This window comes from Proteus sp. PR00208 (assembly GCF_016238545.1).
In the GTDB taxonomy this organism is placed as follows: domain Bacteria; phylum Pseudomonadota; class Gammaproteobacteria; order Enterobacterales; family Enterobacteriaceae; genus Proteus.
In genome coordinates, this window is record NZ_JAEHQE010000012.1 from 47,658 (window position 1) to 72,670 (window position 25,013).

A 25,013-nucleotide genomic window follows, 5' to 3' on the forward strand; every position below is an offset into this window, starting at 1 on the left:
GAGAAAGGCTTGTTTTGATTATAAATTAGCAAGCCTTTCAACTTTATGACTTTATCTGTTTTGGAATTCACCACAAATGACAGCAAATATCCATAATCATCGCATTCTTATCCTTGATTTCGGTTCACAGTATACGCAGCTTATTGCTCGTCGTATCCGTGAAATCGGCGTTTATTGTGAACTCTGGGCATGGGATGTTACAGAAGAACAAATTCGTGAATTTAATCCTAATGGTATTATTCTGTCTGGTGGCCCTGAAAGTACTACTGAAGACAACAGCCCTCGTGCGCCAGAATACGTATTTAATGCAGGCGTTCCTGTATTAGGAATTTGTTATGGTATGCAAACGATGTCAATGCAATTAGGTGGCGACGTCGAAGTTTCTGGTGAGCGTGAATTTGGTTATTCACAAGTTGAAATTCGTGAAACTTGTGCTCTGTTCAATGATATTCAAGATTCAGTTAGCGAAGATGGCAAACCACTATTAGATGTGTGGATGAGCCACGGTGACAAAGTTACTGCTATTCCATCAGACTTTGTAACAGTAGCCAGCACTGAAACTTGCCCATTTGCTATTATGGCGAATGAAGAGAAACGTTTTTATGGTGTTCAATTCCATCCAGAAGTTACACACACCCATCAAGGTTTAGCGATTTTAAAACGTTTCGTTTTAGATATCTGTGGTTGTGATGCTCTGTGGACTTCTGCTGCAATTATTGAAGACACTGTTGCTCGTTTAAAAGAGCAAATTGGTGATGATCACGTTATTTTAGCATTATCAGGTGGTGTTGATTCTTCAGTGACTGCATTATTGTTAAACCGTGCGATTGGTAAACGTTTAACATGTGTATTTGTTGATAACGGCTTATTGCGTCTGAATGAAGCAGAACAAGTCATGGAAATGTTTAAAGGTAAATTTGACCTAAATATTATCCATGTTGAAGCAGAAGAACGTTTCTTAACTGCGTTGAAGGGCGAAAACGATCCTGAGAAAAAGCGTAAAATCATTGGTCACACATTCATTGAAATCTTTGATGAAGAAGCGGTTAAACAGCCACAAGTTAAATGGTTAGCGCAAGGTACTATTTACCCAGATGTGATTGAATCTGCCGCATCTGCAACAGGTAAAGCTCATGTGATTAAATCACACCATAATGTGGGTGGTTTACCTGATGATATGAAACTGGGTTTAGTTGAGCCATTAAAAGAACTATTTAAAGATGAAGTTCGTAAAATTGGTCTAGAGTTAGGCTTACCTTACGACATGCTTTATCGTCATCCATTCCCAGGTCCTGGTTTAGGGGTTCGTGTATTAGGTGAAATCAAAAAAGAGTATTGTGATTTACTGCGTCGTGCTGATGCTATCTTTATTGAAGAATTGCATAAAGCTGACTTATATAACAAAGTAAGCCAAGCATTTACCGTGTTCTTACCTGTGCGTTCAGTGGGCGTTATGGGTGACGGTCGTAAATATGACTGGGTTGTTTCATTACGTGCAGTTGAAACTGTGGACTTTATGACAGCACATTGGGCACATTTACCATATGACTTCTTAGGTCGTGTTTCTAACCGCATTATCAATGAAGTTAGTGGTATCTCTCGTGTTGTTTATGATATCAGCGGTAAACCACCAGCAACAATTGAGTGGGAATAAAATACCGTTTGTCAGCAATAGTTGATAAAGGTTAAAAAACTAATAGCCATCAGTAAGTTACTGGTGGCTTTTTTGTTTAGATTGAGAATTGATGGTTAAAAAACTACAGTTCGTATACAAAGAATAGCATTAAAATCTAGCTTATTAAGCCATTTGACTATTTTAAAATTTGTTATTATTGAAATTTGTTTTTTATGAATAGCATATTTTTATAATACTGAGGATTTTTAATGCGAAACATTCTATTTATATTAATAATAATTGCTTCTTTTGGTGCTAATGCTTCTAATTGGCAATATTCTGAGAAAAAAGATGAATTAAGAGATACATCTTTTTATTTCTCTGGTAATTTATCTAGCAATATAAATAACTTGGGTTTTCCTTATGAAGAAAACCAACTGAGAATAATTTTAAGAAAACATCTAGATACACAATATGTACTTCTTGAAATGATAAATGGACAATTTTATTGTGGTGAATTAACTGAATATGAGAATTGCCAGTTTTCAATTAAATTTGATAATAATGAAATATTGAGCAAGGAGTATCTTCCTCAACAAGGAGGAGACAATATTGTTTTTGTTTTTGAACCCAAGGTCTTTTTTGAACAACTAAAAAATGCAAATAAAGCAATTATTGAACTAAATGCGTATCAAGGTGGTAAGGTCCAATATAAATTTGACTTATCAGGGTTTGATATAGAAAAATCACATTTCCAATAATATAAATAGATAAGAATAGCTTTCATGACGAATGCTATTCTTAATGTTTTAAATAAATCATTAAACCCCAATACCAATAACCTTTTTTAATTCTTTTTTAATATCCTCTTCAAACCATATACTATTATCGACGATAATGGCATGCTCGGTTTTATCCACGAGAACAATTTCAGTTTCAATATTCCGCTTATTTAATAATGCTTGTACATGTTGTAAATTACGGTGTTTATTAGTAAACCAATTTTTATTAATGGTGAGTAAATTAATAATGTCGGTATATCCGCATTCTAGCCATTGTTTCAAATTAAGTAATGCGATTTTGTTTTCTTTAGAAAAAGTGGGGCGAAGAAGATAGAACTGACTATCAGCAGTTTGGGTATCATAGATATCTTGTAGAAAATCCTCGACACTTTCTCCACTACCAACGATATCAATTTTACCTGTAGAGGTATTCACTAAATAGGCATTTACACCGACATAACAATGCTCTAGTTGATTATAAATAACATAATGTTCAGAGTTGCAACGGATTATCCAAAAATCTTGTTTCGGCGATAACTCACAAAAATAAATAGCAAACCGTTCATCACAAAGTGATGAGTGACAGTGATTAAGAACGATATCTTGTGCTTGTTGTGAGGTGATCATTTCAGTTATAGACCAATTAATTACACATGAAAAAATAAAAATTAGCCAAGTTTGTATTGGTGTATGTCTGTGTTATAACCATAGAATATTAGAACTAAGATGTAAATTAGCGAAAAAGTAACAATAAGGAGATAAGGACATCATGCATAATGAGATTTTAAAAAAACTCCCGCAGATAGAGCAAGAGTATCAAGTCAAACTACTCTATGTTGCTGAAAGTGGTAGTCGAGCTTGGGGATTTGCCTCAACAGATAGTGATTATGATGTGCGAGGTATTTTTATACGGCCTCGCAATGCTTATCTTTCTATTGATAAACCTAAAGAAACCTTCGAATGGATAGAAAATAGTTGGTTTGATGTAGGCGCTTGGGATATTACCAAAGCTCTACACTTATTACGCAAATCGAATTGTATATTATTAGAGTGGCTCCAATCGCCAATAATTTATCAACAATACCCTAATGTTCAAAAAGAGTTATTTGAGCTTGCAGAACTCTATTATCAACCAAAAGTGATTGTTCATCATTACAGAGGAATTGCTAAAGTTGTGAGTGGATATTCTCCTGAAAATAACGCTAAAAATGAGATTAGTGCAGAGCCAATAAAATTAAAAAAATGGTTCTATATGTTACGCTCTCTTTTATCCGCCTATTGGACAGTGAAAACGAGTAACATTCCGCCTATGGAATTGGATAAGCTGATAAAAATTTTAACTATCGAAGAACAAAAAGTCATCAAAGAACTAGTAGAATTTAAATCAGATAAAGATGAACATTTTACTTGGGTTCCAACAGATGCAATGCAACATCTAGTGATCTTTTTATGGCAAGAGACAAATGTTCAATTAACCAAGAGAACAGTACCCGATAATAATATTTTAAATAATTGGTTTAGGAAAAAATTAGATGAAACTGACTATTGAAGATATAAAACCTTACCTTTTATTTGAAAGTATTGCTGGAAGTCGTTCACATAATCTTGCAACGGAAACATCAGATACAGATATTAAAGGTGTCTTTTATCTTCCTAAAGATCTTTTTTATGGGTTGAAATACACACCACAAGTAAGTAATGAAACCAATGATATAGTCTATTATGAACTTGGACGATTTATAGAACTATTGTGTGCATCTAATCCTAATATTTTAGAGTTACTTAATTCACCCGAACAGATGGTTATTTATCGACATCCTTTAATGTCATTGATAAAACCAGAATGGTTTTTGTCTAAAACTTGTGTTCAAACATTTGTGCGCTATGCACAAGGGCAGATTAAGAAAGCTCAGGGACTAAACAAAAAAATAGTAAATCCGGTCGAAAAAAAATTAAAAACTATTCTTGATTTTTGTTATGTCATTGAAGATGGAAAAACAACATTAATCAATACTTGGTTAGAAAATCGACGTTGGAAACAAGAGAATGTTGGGTTAGCAAAACTTACTCATGCTCAAGATATTTATGCAATTTATTATGGTGATAAAGTGCCTTATCAAGGAATAATAAAAAAAGAAAATGCTAATGATGTATTGCTAAGTAGTATTTCTAAAACAGCAAAATTAGAAGGTTATCTTAGCTTTAATAAAGAAGGTTATAGTGCATATCGCAAGCAATATCATGAATATTGGCAGTGGGTTGAGCAACGTAATGATGTTCGTTACCAACAAAACATCGATCATGGCAGAAGTTATGATAGCAAGAATATGATGCATACCTTTAGATTACTCTATATTGCATTAGGGATTGCACAAGAAGGTAAAGTGAAGGTTTGGTGTGATAACAGAGATGAATTATTAGCAATTAAGGCAGGTCAGTTTAGTTATAATGAATTATTAGAGCGCAGTGAAATTCTTATTAAGACTATTAAGAGAGCATTTCAATTAAGCCTGTTGCCTGAAAAAATTGAGCCTTCAATTGCAGAAGTTGCTCTTATAAATATAAGAAAAGAGCTTTATAACTAATAGAAAAATAAACTAGCCTAGAAAACTAATATCCCTTACGTAATGTAAGGGATATGCTATTTTAAATATTTTAAGTATACAAACTAAATGTAAAAATATTTATTAAATAGCGTTGATATATAAAAATATTAATTAGTTGCAAGATACTCTGGGTAAGCATCTGTTAACTTCATATATATACGCTTGTGCTCTGCGTTCTTTCTAAAATCCTGTTTTAAACAGATTTTAGCTGTATTTTTTAACTCAGCAGGCATATTTTCTGCGTTTGCAGAGGCAATAATGGAAAAACGCACTTTCTTTTTAGACCGACTCAAATTATAAGGTAAACCTAAAATACGTCTTGCGACTCTGTTTGTTTTCACAACTCACTCCTTTTTGCATGTAATTTAGAGAAAGCCTATTTATTATAGCAGAGAATAAAAAGAATAAGATATTGGTAACCTTATTAATTTAGCATTAAAGGCTATTCTGCCTATATTTCCCCTTTTTTTAAAAATATTCAGATTAATAAGATAAATATTTTTATATTCGAAATTTAATTAAGTATCTAGATTATCATAGTTGAAATTAAAATATTTACACTTATAAAGTGTATTTAAAACACTTGTCATGATTAAAAATAAGAAATTTAGCTTAATATTAACATTGAGTTATTTGTCTCATAATTGAGATGATATAAGATGCTTTAATTTACAATTAATTATCATTTTTTTGAAAAAGAGAATTAGAAAAGAGATCTCGTTAAAAATTTAACATTATTTTAATTCAAGGAGGTATAGATCCAATTAAGATAACCTTTAAAACCATTTTCAATCGGTATTATAATTACTTCAGGAGTATCATAAGGGTGTATTTCGATAAGAGTATCAATTAAGTTTTGCTGTTTACTTTTTTCGGATTTTATCATCATAAATATTTCATTATCTTCAACAATTTCATTATTCCAATGATAAATAGACTTTACGTGAGGTATTAAATTCACACAAGCAGCAAGTTTTGCATTGATGAGGTGGTGAGCAATTTCATTAGCGATTGTTTCATTTGGTGCGGTTGAGTATGCAATTATCATTGTTTTTCCTTTTAAAATTAATTCGATCTTTCATAGCAACAATAAGGTTTGGTGATTTTAATTTTATCAAAATAAAACTTTTTAAAACTTAAAGCTAATATTTTTATTTTTAGCGAAATAAAACAGTTTTTTCAAAAAAAACTTTCTCGATATGAAATGTTTACGGCATTATTAAGGGCTTTTTACGTATTATAAGGTTCTTGTAGTAAAGAAAAATATCAGGGTGCCGATATTATTATTAGATTAATGAAATCTATCTATTTGTGTTATAAGGCTTAATTTTGCTAAAGGCATTTTTACCTTCAATAATATCTCTAATATAAAATAAACTAATTAGTCATAAGATTTATAAAAATTTGTGGGGTTTAAAATGGATAATAATTCGCTAAAAAACGCGAGTTTATTTGATAATGATCCCGTTCTCTATGCTGCGTGGCTTTACTATCAAGACGGACTCAGCCAAAGTGAAGTTGCAAATATTATGGGTGTTTCTCGAGTCACCGTCGTGAAATATTTGCATCTAGCTAGAGAAAAAGGATTCGTAAATATTAACTTGGATTCATCAGTATTTTCTACGATTGATTATGCCATCAGAATAAAAGCAAAATTCGATCTTAATAATGTGCTTATTTTACCTGATGAAGAAAAGAATAAATCGCAACACACTTTAAATATGAATAGAGAAAGATTAGCGAAAGCAGGAGCAATGTATCTTTCTCAGATAATTAATGACGATGATATTTTAGGTGTTGCTTGGGGACGAACAATTTATAAATTGGGTAATTATCTTCCACCCAAGTCATTAAAAAATATCACCGTACTACAAATGATAGGTGCAGTAGCGCCACAGCCTGATTTTAAAACAACAGAAGCAGCCGCGTTAATCGCAAACAAGTTGTCAGGGTGCAGTATTAATTTGCATGTGCCTGCGGTGGTTTCTAGTGCGCGCCTAGCAATGGAACTTCAAGCTGAACCTATTATTAGGCGTAATTTTTCAGCGCTAAATCAGTGTAATAAAGCCCTTTTTGTTGTGGGTAATACATTAGATGATAATCCTTTGGTTACAACGGGGGTTTTAACGAGCAGTGAAATGGCTCAATATCGTGATTTGGGTGCTGTTGGCGTAATTTGTGGACGTTTTTATGATGCGCAAGGCAATCCTTTGGTTTCTGATATTGACCTTAGAATAATGGGAATAAGCCTTGCTCAGTTAAGACAAATAACACAGAGACTTTTTATTGCTGGTGGTGTGGAAAATATTCAGGCGACAATAGGGGCGATAAAAGGAGGTTACGCCACTGATATTGTGATTGATGAAGTCACAGCGCTGGCATTATTAGAGCTAGACAATTAGTAATAAAATCCTCGTGAAAGCGAGGATTTGTTGGCAAACCACTATTTAAGCTTTACTTATTTCTGATAAAAATAAAGTATTTGAAGCATTTGTTTTGATCAGTCTATTTTGTAAAGCTTACATATAAAGAAAAAGATAAAAATGATAAGTTGTTAACATTTTTATCTTTTTTTATATGAGCCTCTTGCCTTAAATACTTATATCATTCATTATATAAAAAATTATATAACGATAGTCGGGATCACCACTTTTATGAAACGCCAATTTCTTGCTGGTTTAGGGCTAGCATTAGGATTAATTTGCCATAATACATTTGCAGCAGAGCTTCATCTTTATGCAGGCGCTGGATTAAAACAACCAGTAGAGCAAGTTGTGAGTGTATTTGAAAAAGAGACAGGAAATAAAGTTACTATTGAATATGGCGGTTCAGGTCAAATACTAACACGCTTTAATTTAACTAAGCAGGGGGATTTATTTTTTCCCGGTTCACAAGATTACGTGGAAAAGTTAAATAAAGAAGGACAAGTAGTTAATCAATATTCTATTGTTCGCCATATTCCAGTTATTGCTGTGCGTAAAGATAAAGTGGGTGATATTAAAACACTAGAAGATCTTGCGAATAGTTCATTAAAACTAGGTATGGGTGATGCTAAAGCTATCGCATTAGGAAAAAGTGGCGAGCAACTTATTGATGCATCAGGTCAAGGCGATAAACTACGTGATAAAGTTGTTGTACGCACTGCAACCATTAAACAATTGCTTATGTATTTACTCAATGGGGAAGTGGATGCCGCCATTATTGGGTATGCAGATGCAATGAAAAATCAAGATAAACTCGTTTTGCTTCCAGTTCCTGAAGGTAGCCCAGAAGAAGTGGCAACGCTTGCTGTTTTAAAAACATCAGCAAATCCGAAAGAAGCACAATTACTTGCTGATTATTTTACTCGTGCTGAAGGGATAAAGGCTTTTACTGATTATGGTTTTCTTCCTGTAATTTCGAAACCATAGATTTTTTCTCACATAAATTGTGTTTTTTCGCCACCAACTCACTGGTGGCTTTTTTCATTATTACAGCAAAATAAATATCTATCTTAAAAAGGAAATAACGTGTTTCGATGGGCATTAATTCCACTTTTTTTATTGTTATTTCTGATCTTAGGATCGCTAATTGCATTGATATGCCAACTTTCTTATGTTGAATTGAGGCAAGTTATTACCGATCCTGAATTCCATTTTGCTATTGGCATGTCGCTCAGTACAGCGTTAACTTCTTTATGTCTAGCAATTATCCTAGGTGTACCTGCCGCATGGGCAATGGCAAGAATTCCTTTTAAAGGACATCGTTTTATTGATGCGTTATTAGATTTGCCTTTGGTTACTCCTCCATTAGTTATCGGTATCGGATTATTATTATTGTTAGGAAATCAGGGCCCTTTAACAGGCGTTTTTCCTGAATTATCTCGCTCTCTTTTTTCACCATTGGGTATTATTATTGCTCAAACTTATGTCGCAAGCGCGATTATTATGAGAAATAGTCTCTCTGCTTTTAAGTCTGTCGATCCTGCTTATATTCAAACGGCACAAAATTTAGGATTAACGCCAACAAAAACATTTTTCTTGATTGAAATACCACTGTGTTGGCCAGCTTTAATGAGTGGAAGCATCATTGCATTTTCTAGAGCTTTAGGTGAATTTGGCGCAACGTTAATGTTAGCTGGTGCAACAAGGTTAAAAACAGAAACGTTGCCTATGGCAATTTATTTAAATATTGCCAGCGGAGACTTTACTCTGGCAATAGGTTGTGCGCTTGTTCTTATCGCTATCGCGATTACTTTGTTATTTGCATTACATCGTTTACAGCGAGAAAGGAAAAGATCATGTTAGAAATTCGTTCATTAACAACGGGTATATTAAAAAATATTTCGTTGGACGTAGAAAAAGGAACATGTTTAGGAATAAGTGGTACATCTGGAAGTGGTAAAACAACGCTTTTAAATGCGATTGCTGGATATACTTCATACACTGGTGATATCTACCTTGCAGATAAAAATATAAATGAACAACCAGTATGGTTACGCTCTTGTCGATATTTAAATCAACGGCTTTATTTATTTCCGTTTATGACTGTGACACAAAATTTATGGTTAGCACAATATGGTGCAAAACAGAAACGAAGCAAGGAGAGAGAAAAGGCGATATTAGAGCAAATGGGAATTGCACATCTCGCTACACGTTATCCTCATCAAATTTCAGGAGGGGAGCAACAACGCGTTGCATTGGCAAGAGCGCTTATTAGCCAACCCAAACTGTTACTACTGGACGAACCTTTTTCGAGTTTGGATTGGGAAACACGTTATCAGCTTTGGGATTTAATTGATTCCTTAAAATCTAAGGAAATAACGATGATCATGGTTACTCATGAGCCTCGTGAAATCAGAGCGCTAGCAGATAAAACGGTTTTATTGTCTAAAGGACAAGTTGTTACTGAAAATTCTATACTATGAAATTGTTGCTTTGCTTATTGATTACCAAGCCATTACTGACCAATGGATAATACGCCCCATAATTTTTACAGAATCAGTTTCTGCTGATTCATCAGGAAATTCGTCTTTATTATAACTACGTATAATCAATTTACCGCCCGGTTGACGATAGAGCAGTTTTATTCTAAACAAGGCATCTTGTTCGATAGCATAAATGCCACCATCAACAATACGTGTGTTACCTGTATCGACAGTGACTGTTGAGCCATTGGGAATAACAGGTGACATACTATCGCCATAAACAGAAAAGCAAATAACGTTTTGAGAAGATGCGCCATAACGGCGTAATGTGCTTTTTGAAAATCTCAATTTATATCCATTATGATCTTCGTTAGTACAACAACCGTCACCCGCCGCGAGTTCGATACTTTTAAAATAGGGAATTTCCACTTCATCGGCACCTAAAGGGGTATTACTGTCCCATTCACTCACCGGTTGCCATTCATTCTCTGGTGGAATTTCAGAAGTTGCATTGGGTTGTTCTTCACCTTCGAGTAGCCAAGCCAAATCACAATTTAATGCTTTTGCTAATTCAGGTAAAAAACGGGGGCGTTTAGTTTTACCACTTTCTAGCTGTTCTATGGATTGCTGTGTCGTACTCGCTAAAGTAGCAAGTTCTGATTGTGTTAAACCTAACGCAATGCGTTTATCTTTGGTACGTTTCGCAATAGACATTAGTGACTCCTAATACGTGTCCTTACATATTCAAGTACAAAGAGTATATCGTAAAAAGAAAACAAATTAAATTGTATTTTATCTTAATTATAAAACTAGGAATAGATTAGTTACTTAATTTTGAAAACGTCGTCTGCACTATCTGGTGGGGTGAGGTAAGGGTTTTCATCAGTAACTTCAGGATCTCTCAAGACTTCTCCACAGAAAATAATAAGGTCAGGTCTTTTTTGTTTTAAGTAGTTAAGTCGTGTTGTGCATTCATCTTTAGTATAAATTGTTTCTGTAACAGGAACTGCATCACAAGAATCATTTCCACAAGGACTTACCAACAACACATAACCGACCAGCATGAGCTGTGAAGTAAACATAAAATATCCTTTTAACTATTCATGTTTGGTCATCAAAATCAGACCGCTAGATTACCTATTTGTTGATAAAAAAGCAGTTTCTATTTGTCTTAAATAGCATTAATGATGCAAAAAAGTGTATGCGATCACAATTTTTCTAGTGTTTATTTGTGTTTTTTTGCAATGTGTTATAAGCAAATGACCTAAATATTAGGCAATAATACGCTGTGATATATTGTGAAAACAAATAGAATTGTTTTTTAGTCTACTTAATTGTTGTAATATTGTTATTTGTAATATTAAATTGATATTTCTCATGAGATATTAGTTTAAATGATGCTTGTTAATTAGATAAATTAAGGCAAAAAGTATTATATTTAGCAAATATTAAAGTAGTTTCGACAATAAATAGAGAATAATTTTATTCTAATGTTATCGAAAAAATATTAATACTCAATATTATTAATATTTGCTCCTAATTATATTCTTAAAAAGAAAGCAAAAAGCTAAAGTAGAGATGTTTTTTCTTTATTTATTGATTATAAAGGGTAAATATATAAGATATTTTCATTATGTAACGAGTAGGTTTCTTGTGCAAATTAAAATTACTCTTTTTATGATATGCGGCAAAACTAATTTAGTTTCATTTAATCTCTATCTGAAAATAGTGAATGATATAAAAATATGCCTAAACTTACTTTTATCACGTATAATTTATTGGTAGGAAAGGTAAGTTATCTCTCTTTATTGAATTAATTTTAAATAATGCATTTACTGTCTTATATCTTAATATAGGAAATATTTTATATAAGATTTCTTTTAGTTAAAATAACTTTTATGGTGATGGCGAATTATGTTAAAGAAAATTGTGGGTTCTCTGTTTTTAATATTTACAGTTATGGTGTTATCAGCTTGTGGTGATAAAACAGATGATCCAGGGCAGGCTGCCGTTGCATTCGTTGAAGCAATTGCAGAAGGAAATGGAGATAAAGCAGTATCATTAATCCACTTAGGCGAAATGGAAAAAGATCCAAGAGCAGAGCAATTTAATAGCAAGTTTAAGATGATTGTTGCGGAAACAGGGAAACAAGTTAAAGAGCAGGGGGGTTTAAGCAAGGTTGAAATTGTTAGTGTTGAATATAGCGAAGATAAAAAGAGCGCAATAGTGACATTAAAAACTGTCTTAAAAGATGGTGTAGAAAAAACAAAAGCACAAGAAATGATTAATGTTGATGGTAAATGGAAAGTTGCTTTCAAGTGATTGTTCGCATATTTAATATTGTAGCTTTATTCTTAGCGGGTGCATTTTATGCACTCGCTTTGCCTCATGACTTAAAAAATGGTGATTTAGTCTTTCGGGATGGGGATGAAGTTATTAGTGAGATAATTAAACAAGTTGATAAAAGTGGGTTTAGCCACGTAGGTATGCTGTGGATCTCTGATTACGGTGTTCAAGTGATCCATTCTACACCCAGTGAACATAGCAATATAAAAGATGGCGTTACTGTGGATAGTCTTGAATTTTTCATTAGTCGAGCAAAGCCGAATTCAGTTCGTTTTTACCAAGTGAAAGGAAGTGAAGAAGCTAGAAATATTGCGGTGCAAACTGCATTAGAACGAGTTGGTGAAAAATTTAGTATTTACCCAGGACAGGGTGTTTATTGCACTGAGCTAGTTGCTGCTGCATGGTTAAGAGCTGGGGTTTCTATTTCCACGGGTAGTCGAAAATTAGATATGCCATTTATTTCAGATAATCCACTTATTTTTCCTGAAAATCTGATTAACTCTGAAAATATTTTTCCATATCCACAGTGATATTTATCTTTAAGTTATTTCAAGCGTAAGACTAATTAGAAAAAATACAAAGAAAAATGTATATTAATTGTCTAGCTCTTTTGGAAAGTTATAGGTAATATCTGTCTAAATTTATTTTCCTCTCTCTTTTGATTATTTAGGTCGTTGTTATGTAATACACATTAAGGCACTGAAGGAATAGTGCAATACAGAAAAATTAACTTACTGAATTTCTTTTTAAATTTGGTAGGACTTCTGTTACTTGATGAGTATTAAATAATGAATAATCAATCACAAAAATATGATAGAACTTATCACTATCCTTTTTCACCAGGCACAACAAACGACGATCGTATAAATGCACAATGGTGGCAGGATATTTGCAAGATAAAACAACTTATCCATACAGAAAAACTGGATGGAGAAAATAATTGCCTGAATAAAATGGGTGTTTTTGCACGCTCGCATGCAACCCCAACACAATCAGCGTGGACATCTCAATTGCGCCAACGTTGGCAATTGATGAAAAATGATTTAGGTGAGTTAGATATTTTCGGCGAGAATCTATATGCCATTCATTCTATTGAATATGCACACCTAGAAGAATATTTTTATGTGTTTGCGGTTCGTTATAAAGATAAATGGCTAAGTTGGGAAGAAGTGCAGTTTTATGCTTCTCTGTTTGATCTTCCAACTGTGCTAGAAATTAAACTGCCTAAATGTCAGGATAAAACTGATTTTGAAAATATGATTGTTTCACAAGCGAAACAGGCAAGTTTCTTTCAATCACATGATGTTTTAACGCAAAAACCAAGCCCAATGGAAGGTATTGTTACACGAGATGCACAATCATTTTCTTTAGATGATTTTTCACATCGTGTTTTTAAATATGTTAGAAAAGATCACGTTAAAACAGATGTTCATTGGAAAAAAAATTGGCGACGAGCCTCTTTAATTTGGGAAAAAACACAGGAGTCTCAATGATGCTTCATAAGAAATTACACACTGAAATGTCATGGGAACATCTCTGTGGATTGTATGACGAAATTAGTGATATGGCTGGTGTTATGCAAGATCCTATTCATCATGCAGAAGGTGATGTGGCGATACATACACAAAGAGTAATCAATTCAGTTAAATCATTGCCAGAATATAAGACTTTAACTGAAAGAGAACAGCAAATTTTATGGATCTCGGCACTACTTCATGATGTGGAAAAACGATCTACAACACGCGAAGAAGAGGGGCGTATTGTTTCACCGGGTCATGCACGTAAAGGGGAATTAACAACACGTCTTTTTCTGTATGAAAAAGTACCTTTAAGCTTTGCTGATAGAGAGCAGATCGCGGCTTTAGTTCGCTTTCATGGGCTACCGTTGTGGGTGATGGATAAGCCTGATCCTAAAAAAGCGCTACTTGCTGCATCATTAAGAGTAGATTGCTATTTGTTGGCATTATTAGCTAAAGCTGATATTTTAGGGCGAGATTGTGAAGATAAACAAGCCCTTTTTGATAAAATTGTGTTATTTGCGCTTTATTGTGAAGAGCTAAATTGTTGGCGTAAGGTTGCTCCATTTCCTTCAGATGATGCTCGCTTTCACTATTTTTATACAGAAAATAGTACGGATTGCAATTATGAGCCTTACCCTGAAAAAGGAAGTGAAGTTACGGTGTTATGTGGATTACCAGGTATGGGAAAAGATACTTTTATTCGCCAACATTGTGCAGATCTTCCGATTGTGAGTTTAGATGATCTCCGTCGTCAGCATAATATTAAGCCTGATAACAGAGATGCTAATGGTTGGATAGTACAGCAAGCAAAAGAACAAGCCCGTCTTTATTTACGAGAGCATAAACCTTTTGTTTGGAATGCCACCAATATTACAAGAAAAATGAGAGATCAACTTATCTCTTTGTTTTATCGTTATAATGCGAAAATTAGATTGGTTTATATTGAAGTCCCTTATGTGCAGTGGCAGAGGCAAAATAATGCAAGAAACGAAGCCGTGCCAGTTAAAGTAATGGAACGCATGTTGAGTAAATTGGAAGTACCAACACCAGAAGAAGCGCATGAAGTGATTTATTGGATTGAAGGGCAATCTCAGACCATACTTTAATTATCCGATTATTTCGGCGAAATGATAAGTAGGTTATAAAGTAAAGTGAGGGTTACTTATTTTTATAAGTAACCCTTTTTACTTATTGAGTAGGATTAATTTGCAGGTAAAACAACGTACTAAATTTATTTTTTAACGTGATGGATGATATCGAAATAGGTATTACGATCATCAGCATTTGGATAAATACGATAGGTATATTCATCATTTTTAACCGTGATATTTTCTACATCTCGGGTGAATAATGTTTTACCCTCAGTATCTTTGGCAACTAAGGTACGTATTTTGCCATCATCTGACATTGACCAATCACCTTGCATTTTCTGTTTACCTTCCGGTGTAAACATAATAAAAGTGCCATTAGGGTAATACTCAGCAAGTCCAAAATAGTTGCTGACTTGAGGATTATCGGCCACAGTTTTATTTCCTTTTTCATCGATAGCATCAGTCGTTATCCAAACTTTTTCTATCATGACTTTCTCATAGTCATTCAGTTCTTTTTGAGCCTGAATAACTCCTTGAGTTTGAATATTGGCAGTTGATGTCGAACTCTCTGTGGCAAAAAGAGAAAAACTAGCGCTTAATAATGAGATTGCGATAAGTGATTTTATTTTCATTAATATATCCTTATTTTACGTTGTACTTCTTGTCTATGAACACTGATGTTTTTCCTGTTAGTAATAAAGTTAGGCATGAAACGAGGTAAGTACCAGAAAAGAAGTATGTCAGAATGTTTCTGATGAAAAGGTTGTTTTACAAAAACAGCTAGAATTAAATCACTTTAACTGCGTTGTTTTCGGTGTTAAGTATCAATAATTTTTGTTTTTAGGATTTATTATCCGATTAAAAGATGTTCAACAATATAAATAATTATTATAAACAATGGATAAAACGTATAGAAAGCCTTCCTTATTTACAAAATTAGATCAAAGCTTGACCAATCGATGTGCAATATAGACAAAGATAAATAGCCAGCTCTCTGTAAAAATGGTGCATAAAATGAAAGATTGAAATAAATAATCAATATTTTATTTATGAAAAGGGTGTTGTAAACGTATTGAATGATATCTCGATCACAAAAATGAAAAGACAAAAATAGAAGATGTTTTAAGCATTACTTTTGCATTACTTAAGTGATTTATGTTCTTTGGTAAAAGGGTATCGTTTTCTTTGGTATTTAATGATTAGAATTTCTTTATGGCAAATGCGTTTTAAAAATCCGCGATGATAAAAATAATTAATGCATTGCTCGATTCAATTAGATTGTATTTTATTTAAGCATTATTACGGATATTTTACAGAAATATAAAATTATTTTTCTGTAATGCCTTATTTATAAAAGTAAATTTTATTTTTATATTTAATCTTTTAATTTTGTCTCCAGTATAAAAATAAAAAATAATATTAAATTTATTTATGGTAAATAGATTGGAATGACGTTATATGTTGATTTACTTTGTCTGAAAAATAAATAAATTCTAAATTTACTTATTAAATAATCTTACGATTATCATTGTTTATTTCTGTTTCTTTTTGTTTTTTATTTTTGTATTTCTGCTTTTTTTTGCTTTTAATAAATAACATATGATTGTAATCACAATCCCATAACAACTAATAAACTAAAGTTGTTGCCATAGAGGTAACATTAAATGAAAGCAGAACGTCATAAAAAAATAATTAATCTGATTAAAGGTAATGGTGCAGTAAAAGTTTCTGTTTTGGCCAAAGAACTTGATGTTACCAAAGAGACAATACGATCAGATTTAAATACACTAGCAGAAAAAGGAATTATAAAAAGATGCCATGGTGGTGCTTTTATAGAATTTGAGACATTAGATAAAGTCGCTAAGAAAGAAATTATACAATTTCTAGAATGTAATGATCAAATTGATAAAAACGATTTAGCAAATAAGACTGCAATAAATAAGGTGTGCGTACTGGGCTCATTTAATGTTGATATGATTAGTTATCTTCCTAGATTGCCAGAAGCCGGGGAATCCTTATTATCGAATAAATTTATCTTCTCACCAGGAGGTAAAGGCTGTAACCAAGCATTGGCGGCGAGTTATGCTGATGCACAGGTACATTTTATTACGAAGATAGGTACTGATCAATTTAGTGATTATGCAGTTAATTTTATATCGTCATCAAAAATAAAAACGTCAACGATATATCAAACTGAAAATTATCAAACAGGAACAGCGTCTATTTTTGTGTCGGAAGAGAGTGGAGAGAATATTATTTCTATTTACTCGGGTTCTAATATGGATATTTCTGCTGATGAAGTAAAAATACAGAAAGATAAAATTATTGACGCGGATATAATTTTAATTCAATTAGAAACGAATATTGAAGCATTAAAAGAAATTATTGCTATTGGAAACGAAAATAATATTCCTATTATTCTTAACCCAGCACCTTATAACAAAATAGTTAATGAATTACTTCCAATGATAGATGTTTTAACACCTAATGAAACGGAAGCAAGTTTATTATCTGGGATAGAAGTACTTGATTTAGAATCTGCAAAAAATGCTGCAGTTTCTATTTATCAGCAAGGCGTAAATAAGGTGGTTATTACGCTGGGTAGTAAAGGTTCGTTAGCTTATGACGGATATAAGTATATTTATTCGCCGGCATATCCGGCAGTTGTAAAAAATACAGCAGGGGCAGGTGATGCTTTTAATGGAGCACTCGCTGCCTCATTGGCAAAAGGAAAGCAGTTTTCTTATGCGTTACGCTATGCATCAGCTTTTTCATCATTAGCTGTTGAGACGAGTAATGCTTCAGAAATGCCTGAAGATATTAATGTCATGCATCGCATCAATCAAACAACATATTCACAGATTGTCACCCAATCCCCTGAATAAATAATCTTTTTTGAAAGAGGAATAAAAATGAAAATCTTATTTATTGGTGAGTCATGGCACATTCATATGATCCACTCCAAAGGCTACGACAGTTTCACTTCCAGCAAATATGAAGAAGGTTCAACGTTCTTATTAAGTTGCTTAAGAGAAAAGGGTGTTGAAGTTGATTATATGCCAGCTCATACCGTTCAGGTTGCATTCCCTCAAACGGCTGAAGCATTAGCTAAATACGATGTCATTGTTATTAGTGATATTGGTGCAAATACGTTCCTTCTGCAAAACGATACTTTCTATAACATGAAAGTTATCCCTAACGCATTAGGGTTAATTAAAGAGTTTGTGGTTAATGGCGGTGGTTTATTAATGATTGGTGGTTACTTGTCATTTATGGGTATTGAAGCTAAAGCAAACTACAAAAATACATTACTTGCAGAAGTTCTGCCTGTTGAAATGCTGGATGGCGACGATCGTGTTGAAGCGCCAGAAGGTGTATTTGCAAGTGCGGTTAATGCAGAGCATGCATCCGTAAAAGGTTTTGGTGAATGGCCAATGTTCCTTGGCTATAACAAAGTTTCAGCTAAAGAGAATACAGAAACTGTATTAAATATTGGCGAAGATCCATTACTGGTATTTGGTCAGTTTGAAAAAGGAAAAACAGGCTGCTTTATGAGTGACTGTTCTCCTCACTGGGGAAGTAAAGAATTTTTAGCATGGCCGCATTATGCCGATATGTGGGTCAACATTCTTAAACAAATCGCTCGTTAATTTGAATTAAGAATAACTGTCATAAAAAGTAAAAAAGCGCAGAGTTGCTGCTCTGCGCTAATAAAAAACCGATTACTTGAAAAATAAAAAAAGAAATCACTCATAGCCAATAATCCAAAAGGAACATCTTATGAGTACAAAAAATTTATCAACACCATTGCTGATGTTAGCAACTGTGTTAGCAGGTATGCTATCACCAATGCAGTCTGCGGTGAATGGGCAGTTAGGGCATGTTTTAAAAGATGGTAACGCCAGTGCAGTTATCTCTTTTGCCAGTGGTTTAGTGGTGATGTTTTTTATCATTATGTCGAAAAAACAGTATCGCCAGCAATTTGCTTCAATCCCTAGTTTAATTAAAACGCGCAAAATTCCATTATGGAACTGGTTTGCGGGGCTTTGTGGGGCAATGGTTGTTTTCTCTGAAGGGGCTTCTGCGAGTGCATTAGGGATTGCAACATTCCAAACAGCATTAATTTCAGCACTTTTATTATCAGGCTTATTATGTGACCGCTTTGGTGTTGGTGTTGATGAGAAAAAATATTTCACACCATATCGTGTATTAGGAGCTGTGTTAGCTGTTGTTGCGACTTTATTTGTAGTTTCTCCGCAATGGCACTCAACCTCATTTATTTATTTAGCAATCTTACCTTTCCTTGCGGGTTTATTAGCCGGTTGGCAGCCAGCAGGTAACTCAAAAGTTGCAGAAGCAACAGGTTCTATGATGGTGTCTATCACTTGGAACTTTATTGTTGGCTTCACTGTTTTAACGATTGCTCTTATTGTTCGTATGGCATTAGGTCATATCACTCTTGAATTACCCGGTACTTGGTGGATGTATTTAGGTGGTCCTTTAGGGCTTATGTCTATCGCATTAATGGCTATTTTAGTACGTGGTTTAGGCTTACTGATGTTAGGTGTTGCTTCAACAGCGGGTCAATTGTTAGGTTCTGTATTAATTGACTTGTTATTACCTTCATTGGGCAATACCGTTTATTTAGTGACAATCATCGGTACATTATTTGCGTTAGTGGGTGCAATTGTAACAACAATTCCTGAATTCAGAGCGACTAAGTCAGCAAAAGCGTAGGAGTATCGTAATGAAAGGTTATATTCAAACCGTAACTGGCCCCGTGAAAAAAGAAGATATGGGGCTAACATTGCCCCATGAACACCTCTTTAATGATCTCTCAGGTGTTGTTGATGAACCTTTTTATGAATTCTCGCATGTGTTAGTTGATAAAAAAGTGAGTGCAGATATTCAGTGGGGACTTAAATACGATCCATATTGTTGTTGCGATAATATGGATAAAAAACCAATCGAAGATGTTATTTTTGAATTAAATAACTTCAAAGAGTTAGGTGGAAGAACAATTGTTGATGCAACAGGCTCTTCATCCATTGGACGTGATATTAGAAAACTAAGACAAGTTGCAGAAATAACAGGTATTAATGTTGTAGCTTCTTCAGGACTTTATATTGAAAAGTTTGAAGGAGAACGGCTGGCTGATGATATTGATGCAATGGCAAAAATCATTGATGATGAATTGAATGTAGGTATTGATGGTACTGATATTCGTGCAGGTATGATTGGTGAAATTGGTGTTTCTCCATTCTTTACAGATGGTGAGAAAAATAGCCTACGTGCCGCCGCTATTGCACAAAACAGTAATCCTCATGCTTCGATGAATATTCATATGCCAGGTTGGCAACGTCGTGGTGATGAAGTTTTAGATATTCTATTAACAGAAATGGGATGTAATCCCGCTAAGATTTCATTGGCACATTCTGATCCATCAGGTAAAGATATTGATTATCAATGCAAAATGTTAGATCGCGGTGTTTGGCTTGAATTTGATATGATTGGTCTGGATATCTCTTTCCCTAAAGAGGGTGCGGCACCAAGTGTTATGGATACCGTAGAAGCTGTCGCAACTTTAATTGAACGAGGTTATGGTAGCCAAATTGTATTAAGCCATGATGTGTTTTTAAAACAGATGTGGGCGAAAAATGGGGGGAATGGCTGGGGATTTGTTCCTAATGTATTCCTTTCATTATTGGCTCAACGTGGCATTGATAAATCTATTATCAAAAAATTATGTGTTGAGAATCCAGCCAATTTGTTGGCTTAAATCTGAAGTGAATAAATAACAATAAATATACCCCTTGAAGTAAATTTAGCGGCATCTTAATAAGGTGCCGCTTTTTTATGTCTCAAGGAAACGAAGACAAATTTAAGCATTAACGTAAATGATAATTTTCAATATAACGTAATGAGTGTGTTGAACCATTAATTACTAAAGAATGTGTTTGTAGATATTGAGCTTGTTGATTAACACCAGATAAGAAATCACCTTTGGTAATCGCGGTTGCGGCAAACATAACATCTTGGTTACGTACTAATGTGTCTAATGACAATTTAATATTTACATCAGTACCCATTTTATGACAACGAGCAATTTCAGAAACGGCATATTCTCTATTTTCTGCACTATTTCCTTTTGCAATATCACGAGTAATTAAACGTGCTTGCATATCACCACCTAATGCCTTAGCGATAGCTGCACTAATTACGCCTTCAGGTGCTCCACCAATACCATACATAACATCAATACTGTTATTAGGCATTGTGGCATATAAAGAGGCTAGAACATCACCATCAGGTAGTGTAATAACATTAATACCTTTAGCGCGTAGATCGTTAATAATATCGTGGTGACGCGGTTTATCTAAAATAGCGAGAGTTAACTGCTCAATAGATTTATTTAATGTTTGTGCAATCGCATCAAGGTTATATTCAAGGCAATGGTTAAGATCAATCACACCAGCAGCTTGCTTACCCACAATTAATTTTTCCATATACATGTCGGGAGCTTGTAAAAAACTGCCTTCAAAGCCTGCGGCTAAAATGGCTAGGGAATTATTTTCACCCGTAGCGACCATGCGAGTACCGTCAATTGGATCAACCGCGATTTCTATTTTATCGCCTTTCCCATTACCTACTTTTTCGCCAATATAGAGCATAGGTGCTTCATCTATTTCACCTTCACCAATGACTATTTCACCATTGATATTCAGGTTATTCAAACGTTCACGCATAGCACTGACAGCAGCATCATCTGCTGCATTTTTATTTTGTTTTCCAATCCAAGGCATTGCTGCAATAGCTGCGGCTTCTGTTACAGAAGCGATAGCATTAGTTAATTCGTCATTTAATTTCATATTATGAGTGTGTTTTGCGATATAAATGGAAGATTAAGATAGGTTGCCGATCATACCTTTTTTTCGAAATTATGTGCTAGGTTTAAATCAAGAGTTCTCGAAATAGGTTATTTAGGAATAAACTAAGATAAATCTGTGAAAATTAAAGTATAACTAAGGTTAAGAGATTAAAAGCATGTGATGCTTAACGCAAAAGGATTAGGTTTATGGATGACTTTTTGGTGCTTATCGTTACAATATTTGTCGTGGTATCTTTGTATTGGCAATATCACGCTTATACAAATAGCAACTCATTGTTACATCGAATTAAACAGCTTGAAGAAAAACTTACTGAACAACAAGAGAAATTATTTAAGTTATTAAGTAAAGATAACGCTGCGGATATTCGCACAGAGCTTGACGCTCAGAAAAGCGAAGTTAAGGATTTCTCTTGTGATATAAAAAAAGAGCCTCAATCAACGATTTCAACTGCTTCAACTTATCAACCTAAAACAGTTGAACCTATTAACACAACAGAACATGTGAAAAATCAGGCGGAAAATAAAGACGCGCCTGTATCTCAATATGCACAAGCATCACAAGAAACAGCATTTAATAAAGTTTCTCCTAAAGAAGAAAATCCAATTGTTCAATCTTCTATGGTTAATAATATTAACTTTGAAAACAAACAACCTGATCAGCCAGAAATATCAACAGCCCCTACACCTAAAGGAGCTGAGCCTTATCAACCTAAGATAGCAACAAGTCGTTTTGCCCATCATTACCAACAAGAGGCAAAACAAACATCTGTTAAATCAACATCAGATCTGCTTGCCGAAAATAGAGCTAATATGGCAAGTGCAAGCCTTGCAGGATCTGAAACAGGTAATTTAGGAAATGCTACACCTCAAGCAAATAGACCTGCATCGCAATATAGACCTAATTTAAACCCTCGTCCAAAACGTCAACAGAAATCGATCTTGGGGCTTATTTGGAATTGGGTAGTAACAGGAAATCCGCTGGCTAAAATAGGGATGTTATTACTCTTTTTTGGTCTGTCTTATTTACTTAAATATAGTATTGAGAATGAGCTTGTCTCAGCATCAACACGTTTAATGATGGCGGGAACAGGATGCTTAGCGTTATTAGGTATTGGCTGGTGGCTTAGAAAGAAAAACCTGATATATGCATTAATTTTGCAAGGTGGCGGCATTGGTGGGTTTTACATTACTATTTTTGCTGCGACTAAAATTTATGATTTTATTCCTATTAGCATTGCTCTCGCTATTATGGTGTTTATCTGTTTGGTTAGTGTAAGTTTGGCAGTTATTCATCGGGCTATTAGTTTAGCTATATTAGCTTCACTTGGTGGTTATTTAGCACCTGTATTATTGTCTACGGGTAGTGGCAATTATGTTGCATTGTTTAGCTATTATCTTATTCTTTCAATTGGTATTCTTATTATCAGCCATTGGCAAGTTTGGCGTTTATTAAATCTTATTGGTTTTGCATTTACTTTTGGTATTGCTTTTATATGGGCAATACCAAATTACACCCATGCTGATTATTTACCTTGCCAGCTATTTTTAATTGCAAATTGGTTGATTTTTGGTGTTGCAACGGAACTTTCAACATTAAAAAATAAACTGAAACTTAATATTCCTTTTGATGCCACATTACTATTTGGTACGCCATTAATTGGTTTTATCTTCCAACATCGATTAGCTTCTGAATGGCCATATGGTGTTGCTATTGCTTCATCACTTTATGGATTAGCTTATTTCGCACTAAGTTGGTTTGCACTTAAGCGTTATCGTGAAGAGGGCAAATTACTGGCAATTGCCTTCTTTATGCTATCTGTCACCTTTGCTACTTTAGCCGTACCATTTGCATTCTCTGCTGAATGGACATCGATTGTATGGGCAATTGAAGGGGTAATGATCCTTGCATTTTCTGTTTTACAGCAGCAAAAGAAACCTGCGATTGCAGGGACTATTTTAGTTGCGGTTTCCTCTGTTTTATTATTTAACATGCCTGTTATCTCGCTAGGCGATTGGCTAATGCTTGTAACACAAGTCATCGTTGTATTTGCCGTCGCAGTACTGTGGTATCGAGCACAATTTATTAATCTTGATAATCGAACTATTGGATATGTAACACTATTTATTTCTGCTGTAAGTTGGGGATATAGCGTTTTACTTCTACAAGAATATGGCGAACATTGGCTTTCTCCAGAAGTAAAATCCATTACCTTTGCTTTTATTCTTATTAGCTGTTGGGGCATGTTCTTTGCTGGGAAGAAAGCCCAATTTTCTGAGTTGGCTAGTTGTTCTATTTTATTATGGCCGATGTCAGCGCTTATTATGTTGGTGTACATCTATCTTGCAGGCTCGTTAATTGATAATTGGTTAAGTGCGATTATCTGGATAGCAGTTTTTGCGAGTGGTTTTTACTTGCTTAAGGTAAATACGTTATTGCCGAAACAAAGGATAAATAAAGCATTGATCCACAGTATGCACCTTATCTTTATTGTTCTATTCTTATTTACTGAAATTATTTGGTTAATGGATGTTACGTACCTTTATGTGAGTTTACATTTTGCAAGCGTAATTTTTGTTATAAGTTTATTTATTGCAATAAGCTATATACTAGCAATGAAAGTTGATTGGATAAAAGAGTACCAAAATGCTTATTGGGTAGTCACTTTTCCTGTTTTAGGTTTACTGGCACTTTCTTTAATCTTTGCAAACTTTAATGACGGCACTGAAAGTGGAGTTAAATTTATTCCATTATTTAACTTAATGGATCTAATGGGAGTTATTGGAATATGGGTTGGCTATAAATTTATATTAGTAATAAAACAGTCACCTAAATATCAAATATTATTGAAAAATAACTTGATTATATTTAATTACATTATTCCAGCTATGATTTTCTGGTGGGCAAACGGTATTTTATTAAGAGGACTAGTCTTTGCAACAGATATTGATTGGTCGAGTTATGCAATAATTAATTCCAAAGTTATCCAAACAGTATTAGCCATTATTTGGGCAATTACTGCGTTAGTGACTATGGTGATGGCGACACGTAAGAAGTTACGTTCACAATGGTTTATTGGTGGCGTACTGTTGGCCGTAGTTATCGCTAAACTTTTCCTAATTGATACATCATTAAGTAGTGGGTTGCTCAGAGCATTGGCCTTCATTGGTGTTGCAATACTGATTTTATTAATTGGGTATTTCTCACCATTGCCACCTAAAAAGCAAAGAGAAAATACAAAAGTATAGACGTTTTTTACA

The 25,013-nt window shown here is 34.1% G+C and carries 24 protein-coding genes; 17 read left to right on the forward strand and 7 right to left on the reverse strand.

What is annotated here, in order from left to right; translation table 11 throughout:
• The first annotated feature begins 76 nt into the window (after positions 1 to 76).
• Both guaA and JEP36_RS09905 read left to right on the forward strand, forming a co-directional pair.
• Positions 77 to 1,654, forward strand: coding sequence for a glutamine-hydrolyzing GMP synthase (gene guaA, locus JEP36_RS09900; protein ID WP_100160335.1), 1,578 nt, complete (start codon positions 77 to 79; stop codon positions 1,652 to 1,654).
• 230 nt (positions 1,655 to 1,884) lie between these two features.
• Complete coding sequence (locus JEP36_RS09905) at positions 1,885 to 2,376, forward strand: hypothetical protein (RefSeq protein ID WP_099075606.1); 492 nt, start codon at positions 1,885 to 1,887, stop codon at positions 2,374 to 2,376.
• Positions 2,377 to 2,436: 60 nt separating this feature from the next.
• Here JEP36_RS09905 and JEP36_RS09910 read toward each other — a convergent pair whose 3' ends face one another.
• A complete protein-coding gene (locus JEP36_RS09910) occupies positions 2,437 to 3,024 on the reverse strand; it encodes a hypothetical protein (RefSeq protein WP_198619899.1) in 588 nt (195 codons plus the stop codon).
• A gap of 142 nt (positions 3,025 to 3,166) precedes the next feature.
• On the opposite strand from JEP36_RS09910, the gene JEP36_RS09915 reads away from it, so the two are divergent.
• Both JEP36_RS09915 and JEP36_RS09920 read left to right on the forward strand, forming a co-directional pair.
• A complete protein-coding gene (locus JEP36_RS09915; protein ID WP_198619900.1) occupies positions 3,167 to 3,946 on the forward strand; it encodes a nucleotidyltransferase domain-containing protein in 780 nt (259 codons plus the stop codon).
• Positions 3,930 to 4,982: a DNA polymerase beta superfamily protein gene (locus JEP36_RS09920; RefSeq protein WP_198619901.1), complete on the forward strand. Its 1,053-nt coding sequence runs from the start codon at positions 3,930 to 3,932 to the stop codon at positions 4,980 to 4,982. Before JEP36_RS09915 ends, JEP36_RS09920 begins: the two co-directional genes overlap by 17 nt.
• Before the next feature lie 128 nt (positions 4,983 to 5,110).
• On the opposite strand, the gene sra is transcribed toward JEP36_RS09920, so the two are convergent.
• The gene (gene sra / locus JEP36_RS09925) at positions 5,111 to 5,344 is read right to left on the reverse strand and encodes a stationary-phase-induced ribosome-associated protein (RefSeq protein ID WP_109373597.1); all 234 of its coding nucleotides are present in this window, start codon (positions 5,342 to 5,344) and stop codon (positions 5,111 to 5,113) included.
• A 398-nt stretch (positions 5,345 to 5,742) separates the two neighbouring features.
• Complete coding sequence (gene cutA, locus JEP36_RS09930) at positions 5,743 to 6,051, reverse strand: divalent-cation tolerance protein CutA (protein ID WP_198630146.1); 309 nt, start codon at positions 6,049 to 6,051, stop codon at positions 5,743 to 5,745.
• Positions 6,052 to 6,421: 370 nt separating this feature from the next.
• Here cutA and JEP36_RS09935 point away from each other — a divergent pair, with 370 nt between their 5' ends.
• From JEP36_RS09935 to JEP36_RS09950, 4 genes are all read left to right on the forward strand, one after another.
• A complete protein-coding gene (locus JEP36_RS09935; protein WP_099075600.1) occupies positions 6,422 to 7,405 on the forward strand; it encodes a sugar-binding transcriptional regulator in 984 nt (327 codons plus the stop codon).
• Positions 7,406 to 7,657: 252 nt separating this feature from the next.
• Positions 7,658 to 8,413 carry a molybdate ABC transporter substrate-binding protein gene (gene modA / locus JEP36_RS09940; RefSeq protein ID WP_196532527.1) on the forward strand — a complete coding sequence of 252 codons (756 nt, stop codon included), beginning with the start codon at positions 7,658 to 7,660 and terminating at the stop codon, positions 8,411 to 8,413.
• A gap of 99 nt (positions 8,414 to 8,512) precedes the next feature.
• Positions 8,513 to 9,289 (forward strand): ABC transporter permease, encoded by a 777-nt coding sequence (locus JEP36_RS09945; RefSeq protein WP_109401741.1) that lies wholly within the window; start codon positions 8,513 to 8,515, stop codon positions 9,287 to 9,289.
• Complete coding sequence (locus JEP36_RS09950) at positions 9,283 to 9,909, forward strand: ABC transporter ATP-binding protein (protein WP_198630147.1); 627 nt, start codon at positions 9,283 to 9,285, stop codon at positions 9,907 to 9,909. The genes JEP36_RS09945 and JEP36_RS09950 overlap by 7 nt, the downstream gene beginning before the upstream one ends.
• Positions 9,910 to 9,930: 21 nt before the next feature.
• On the opposite strand, the gene JEP36_RS09955 is transcribed toward JEP36_RS09950, so the two are convergent.
• Together JEP36_RS09955 and JEP36_RS09960 are read right to left on the reverse strand one after the other, a co-directional pair.
• Positions 9,931 to 10,623 (reverse strand): XRE family transcriptional regulator, encoded by a 693-nt coding sequence (locus JEP36_RS09955; RefSeq protein WP_109373592.1) that lies wholly within the window; start codon positions 10,621 to 10,623, stop codon positions 9,931 to 9,933.
• Positions 10,624 to 10,733: 110 nt separating this feature from the next.
• On the reverse strand, positions 10,734 to 10,991 hold the full coding sequence (locus tag JEP36_RS09960; RefSeq protein ID WP_006532995.1) for a hypothetical protein: 258 nt from the start codon (positions 10,989 to 10,991) through the stop codon (positions 10,734 to 10,736).
• Between the two features lie 832 nt (positions 10,992 to 11,823).
• On the opposite strand from JEP36_RS09960, the gene JEP36_RS09965 reads away from it, so the two are divergent.
• The 4 genes from JEP36_RS09965 (at position 11,824) to JEP36_RS09980 (ending at position 14,881) form a co-directional block, all read left to right on the forward strand.
• Positions 11,824 to 12,231, forward strand: a complete 408-nt coding sequence (locus JEP36_RS09965) for a DUF4878 domain-containing protein (protein ID WP_196532529.1) — start codon at positions 11,824 to 11,826, stop codon at positions 12,229 to 12,231.
• The gene (locus tag JEP36_RS09970; protein ID WP_232799388.1) at positions 12,210 to 12,785 is read left to right on the forward strand and encodes a YiiX/YebB-like N1pC/P60 family cysteine hydrolase; all 576 of its coding nucleotides are present in this window, start codon (positions 12,210 to 12,212) and stop codon (positions 12,783 to 12,785) included. The genes JEP36_RS09965 and JEP36_RS09970 overlap by 22 nt, the downstream gene beginning before the upstream one ends.
• Before the next feature lie 258 nt (positions 12,786 to 13,043).
• Positions 13,044 to 13,748, forward strand: coding sequence for an RNA ligase family protein (locus JEP36_RS09975; protein WP_198630148.1), 705 nt, complete (start codon positions 13,044 to 13,046; stop codon positions 13,746 to 13,748).
• A complete protein-coding gene (locus tag JEP36_RS09980; protein WP_198630149.1) occupies positions 13,745 to 14,881 on the forward strand; it encodes an AAA family ATPase in 1,137 nt (378 codons plus the stop codon). The genes JEP36_RS09975 and JEP36_RS09980 overlap by 4 nt, the downstream gene beginning before the upstream one ends.
• A gap of 125 nt (positions 14,882 to 15,006) precedes the next feature.
• Here JEP36_RS09980 and JEP36_RS09985 read toward each other — a convergent pair whose 3' ends face one another.
• Positions 15,007 to 15,498 carry a DUF4822 domain-containing protein gene (locus JEP36_RS09985; protein ID WP_198630150.1) on the reverse strand — a complete coding sequence of 164 codons (492 nt, stop codon included), beginning with the start codon at positions 15,496 to 15,498 and terminating at the stop codon, positions 15,007 to 15,009.
• Positions 15,499 to 16,530: 1,032 nt separating this feature from the next.
• Here JEP36_RS09985 and JEP36_RS09990 point away from each other — a divergent pair.
• The 4 genes from JEP36_RS09990 to JEP36_RS10005 all read left to right on the forward strand — a co-directional run bounded on the left by JEP36_RS09990 (position 16,531) and on the right by JEP36_RS10005 (position 20,645).
• Entirely contained in the window at positions 16,531 to 17,751 is a 1,221-nt protein-coding gene (locus JEP36_RS09990; protein WP_198630151.1) for a PfkB family carbohydrate kinase, read from the forward strand.
• A gap of 27 nt (positions 17,752 to 17,778) precedes the next feature.
• Positions 17,779 to 18,516, forward strand: a complete 738-nt coding sequence (locus tag JEP36_RS09995) for a glutamine amidotransferase (RefSeq protein WP_006532984.1) — start codon at positions 17,779 to 17,781, stop codon at positions 18,514 to 18,516.
• A 130-nt stretch (positions 18,517 to 18,646) separates the two neighbouring features.
• Entirely contained in the window at positions 18,647 to 19,603 is a 957-nt protein-coding gene (locus JEP36_RS10000) for a DMT family transporter (protein ID WP_075674018.1), read from the forward strand.
• Between the two features lie 10 nt (positions 19,604 to 19,613).
• Positions 19,614 to 20,645, forward strand: coding sequence for a methylphosphonate esterase (locus JEP36_RS10005; RefSeq protein ID WP_075674019.1), 1,032 nt, complete (start codon positions 19,614 to 19,616; stop codon positions 20,643 to 20,645).
• A 109-nt stretch (positions 20,646 to 20,754) separates the two neighbouring features.
• On the opposite strand, the gene glpX is transcribed toward JEP36_RS10005, so the two are convergent.
• Complete coding sequence (gene glpX / locus JEP36_RS10010) at positions 20,755 to 21,735, reverse strand: class II fructose-bisphosphatase (protein ID WP_160230428.1); 981 nt, start codon at positions 21,733 to 21,735, stop codon at positions 20,755 to 20,757.
• Positions 21,736 to 21,941: 206 nt separating this feature from the next.
• Between glpX and JEP36_RS10015 the strand changes: the two genes are divergently transcribed.
• The gene (locus JEP36_RS10015; protein ID WP_198630152.1) at positions 21,942 to 25,001 is read left to right on the forward strand and encodes a DUF2339 domain-containing protein; all 3,060 of its coding nucleotides are present in this window, start codon (positions 21,942 to 21,944) and stop codon (positions 24,999 to 25,001) included.
• Positions 25,002 to 25,013: the final 12 nt, after the last annotated feature.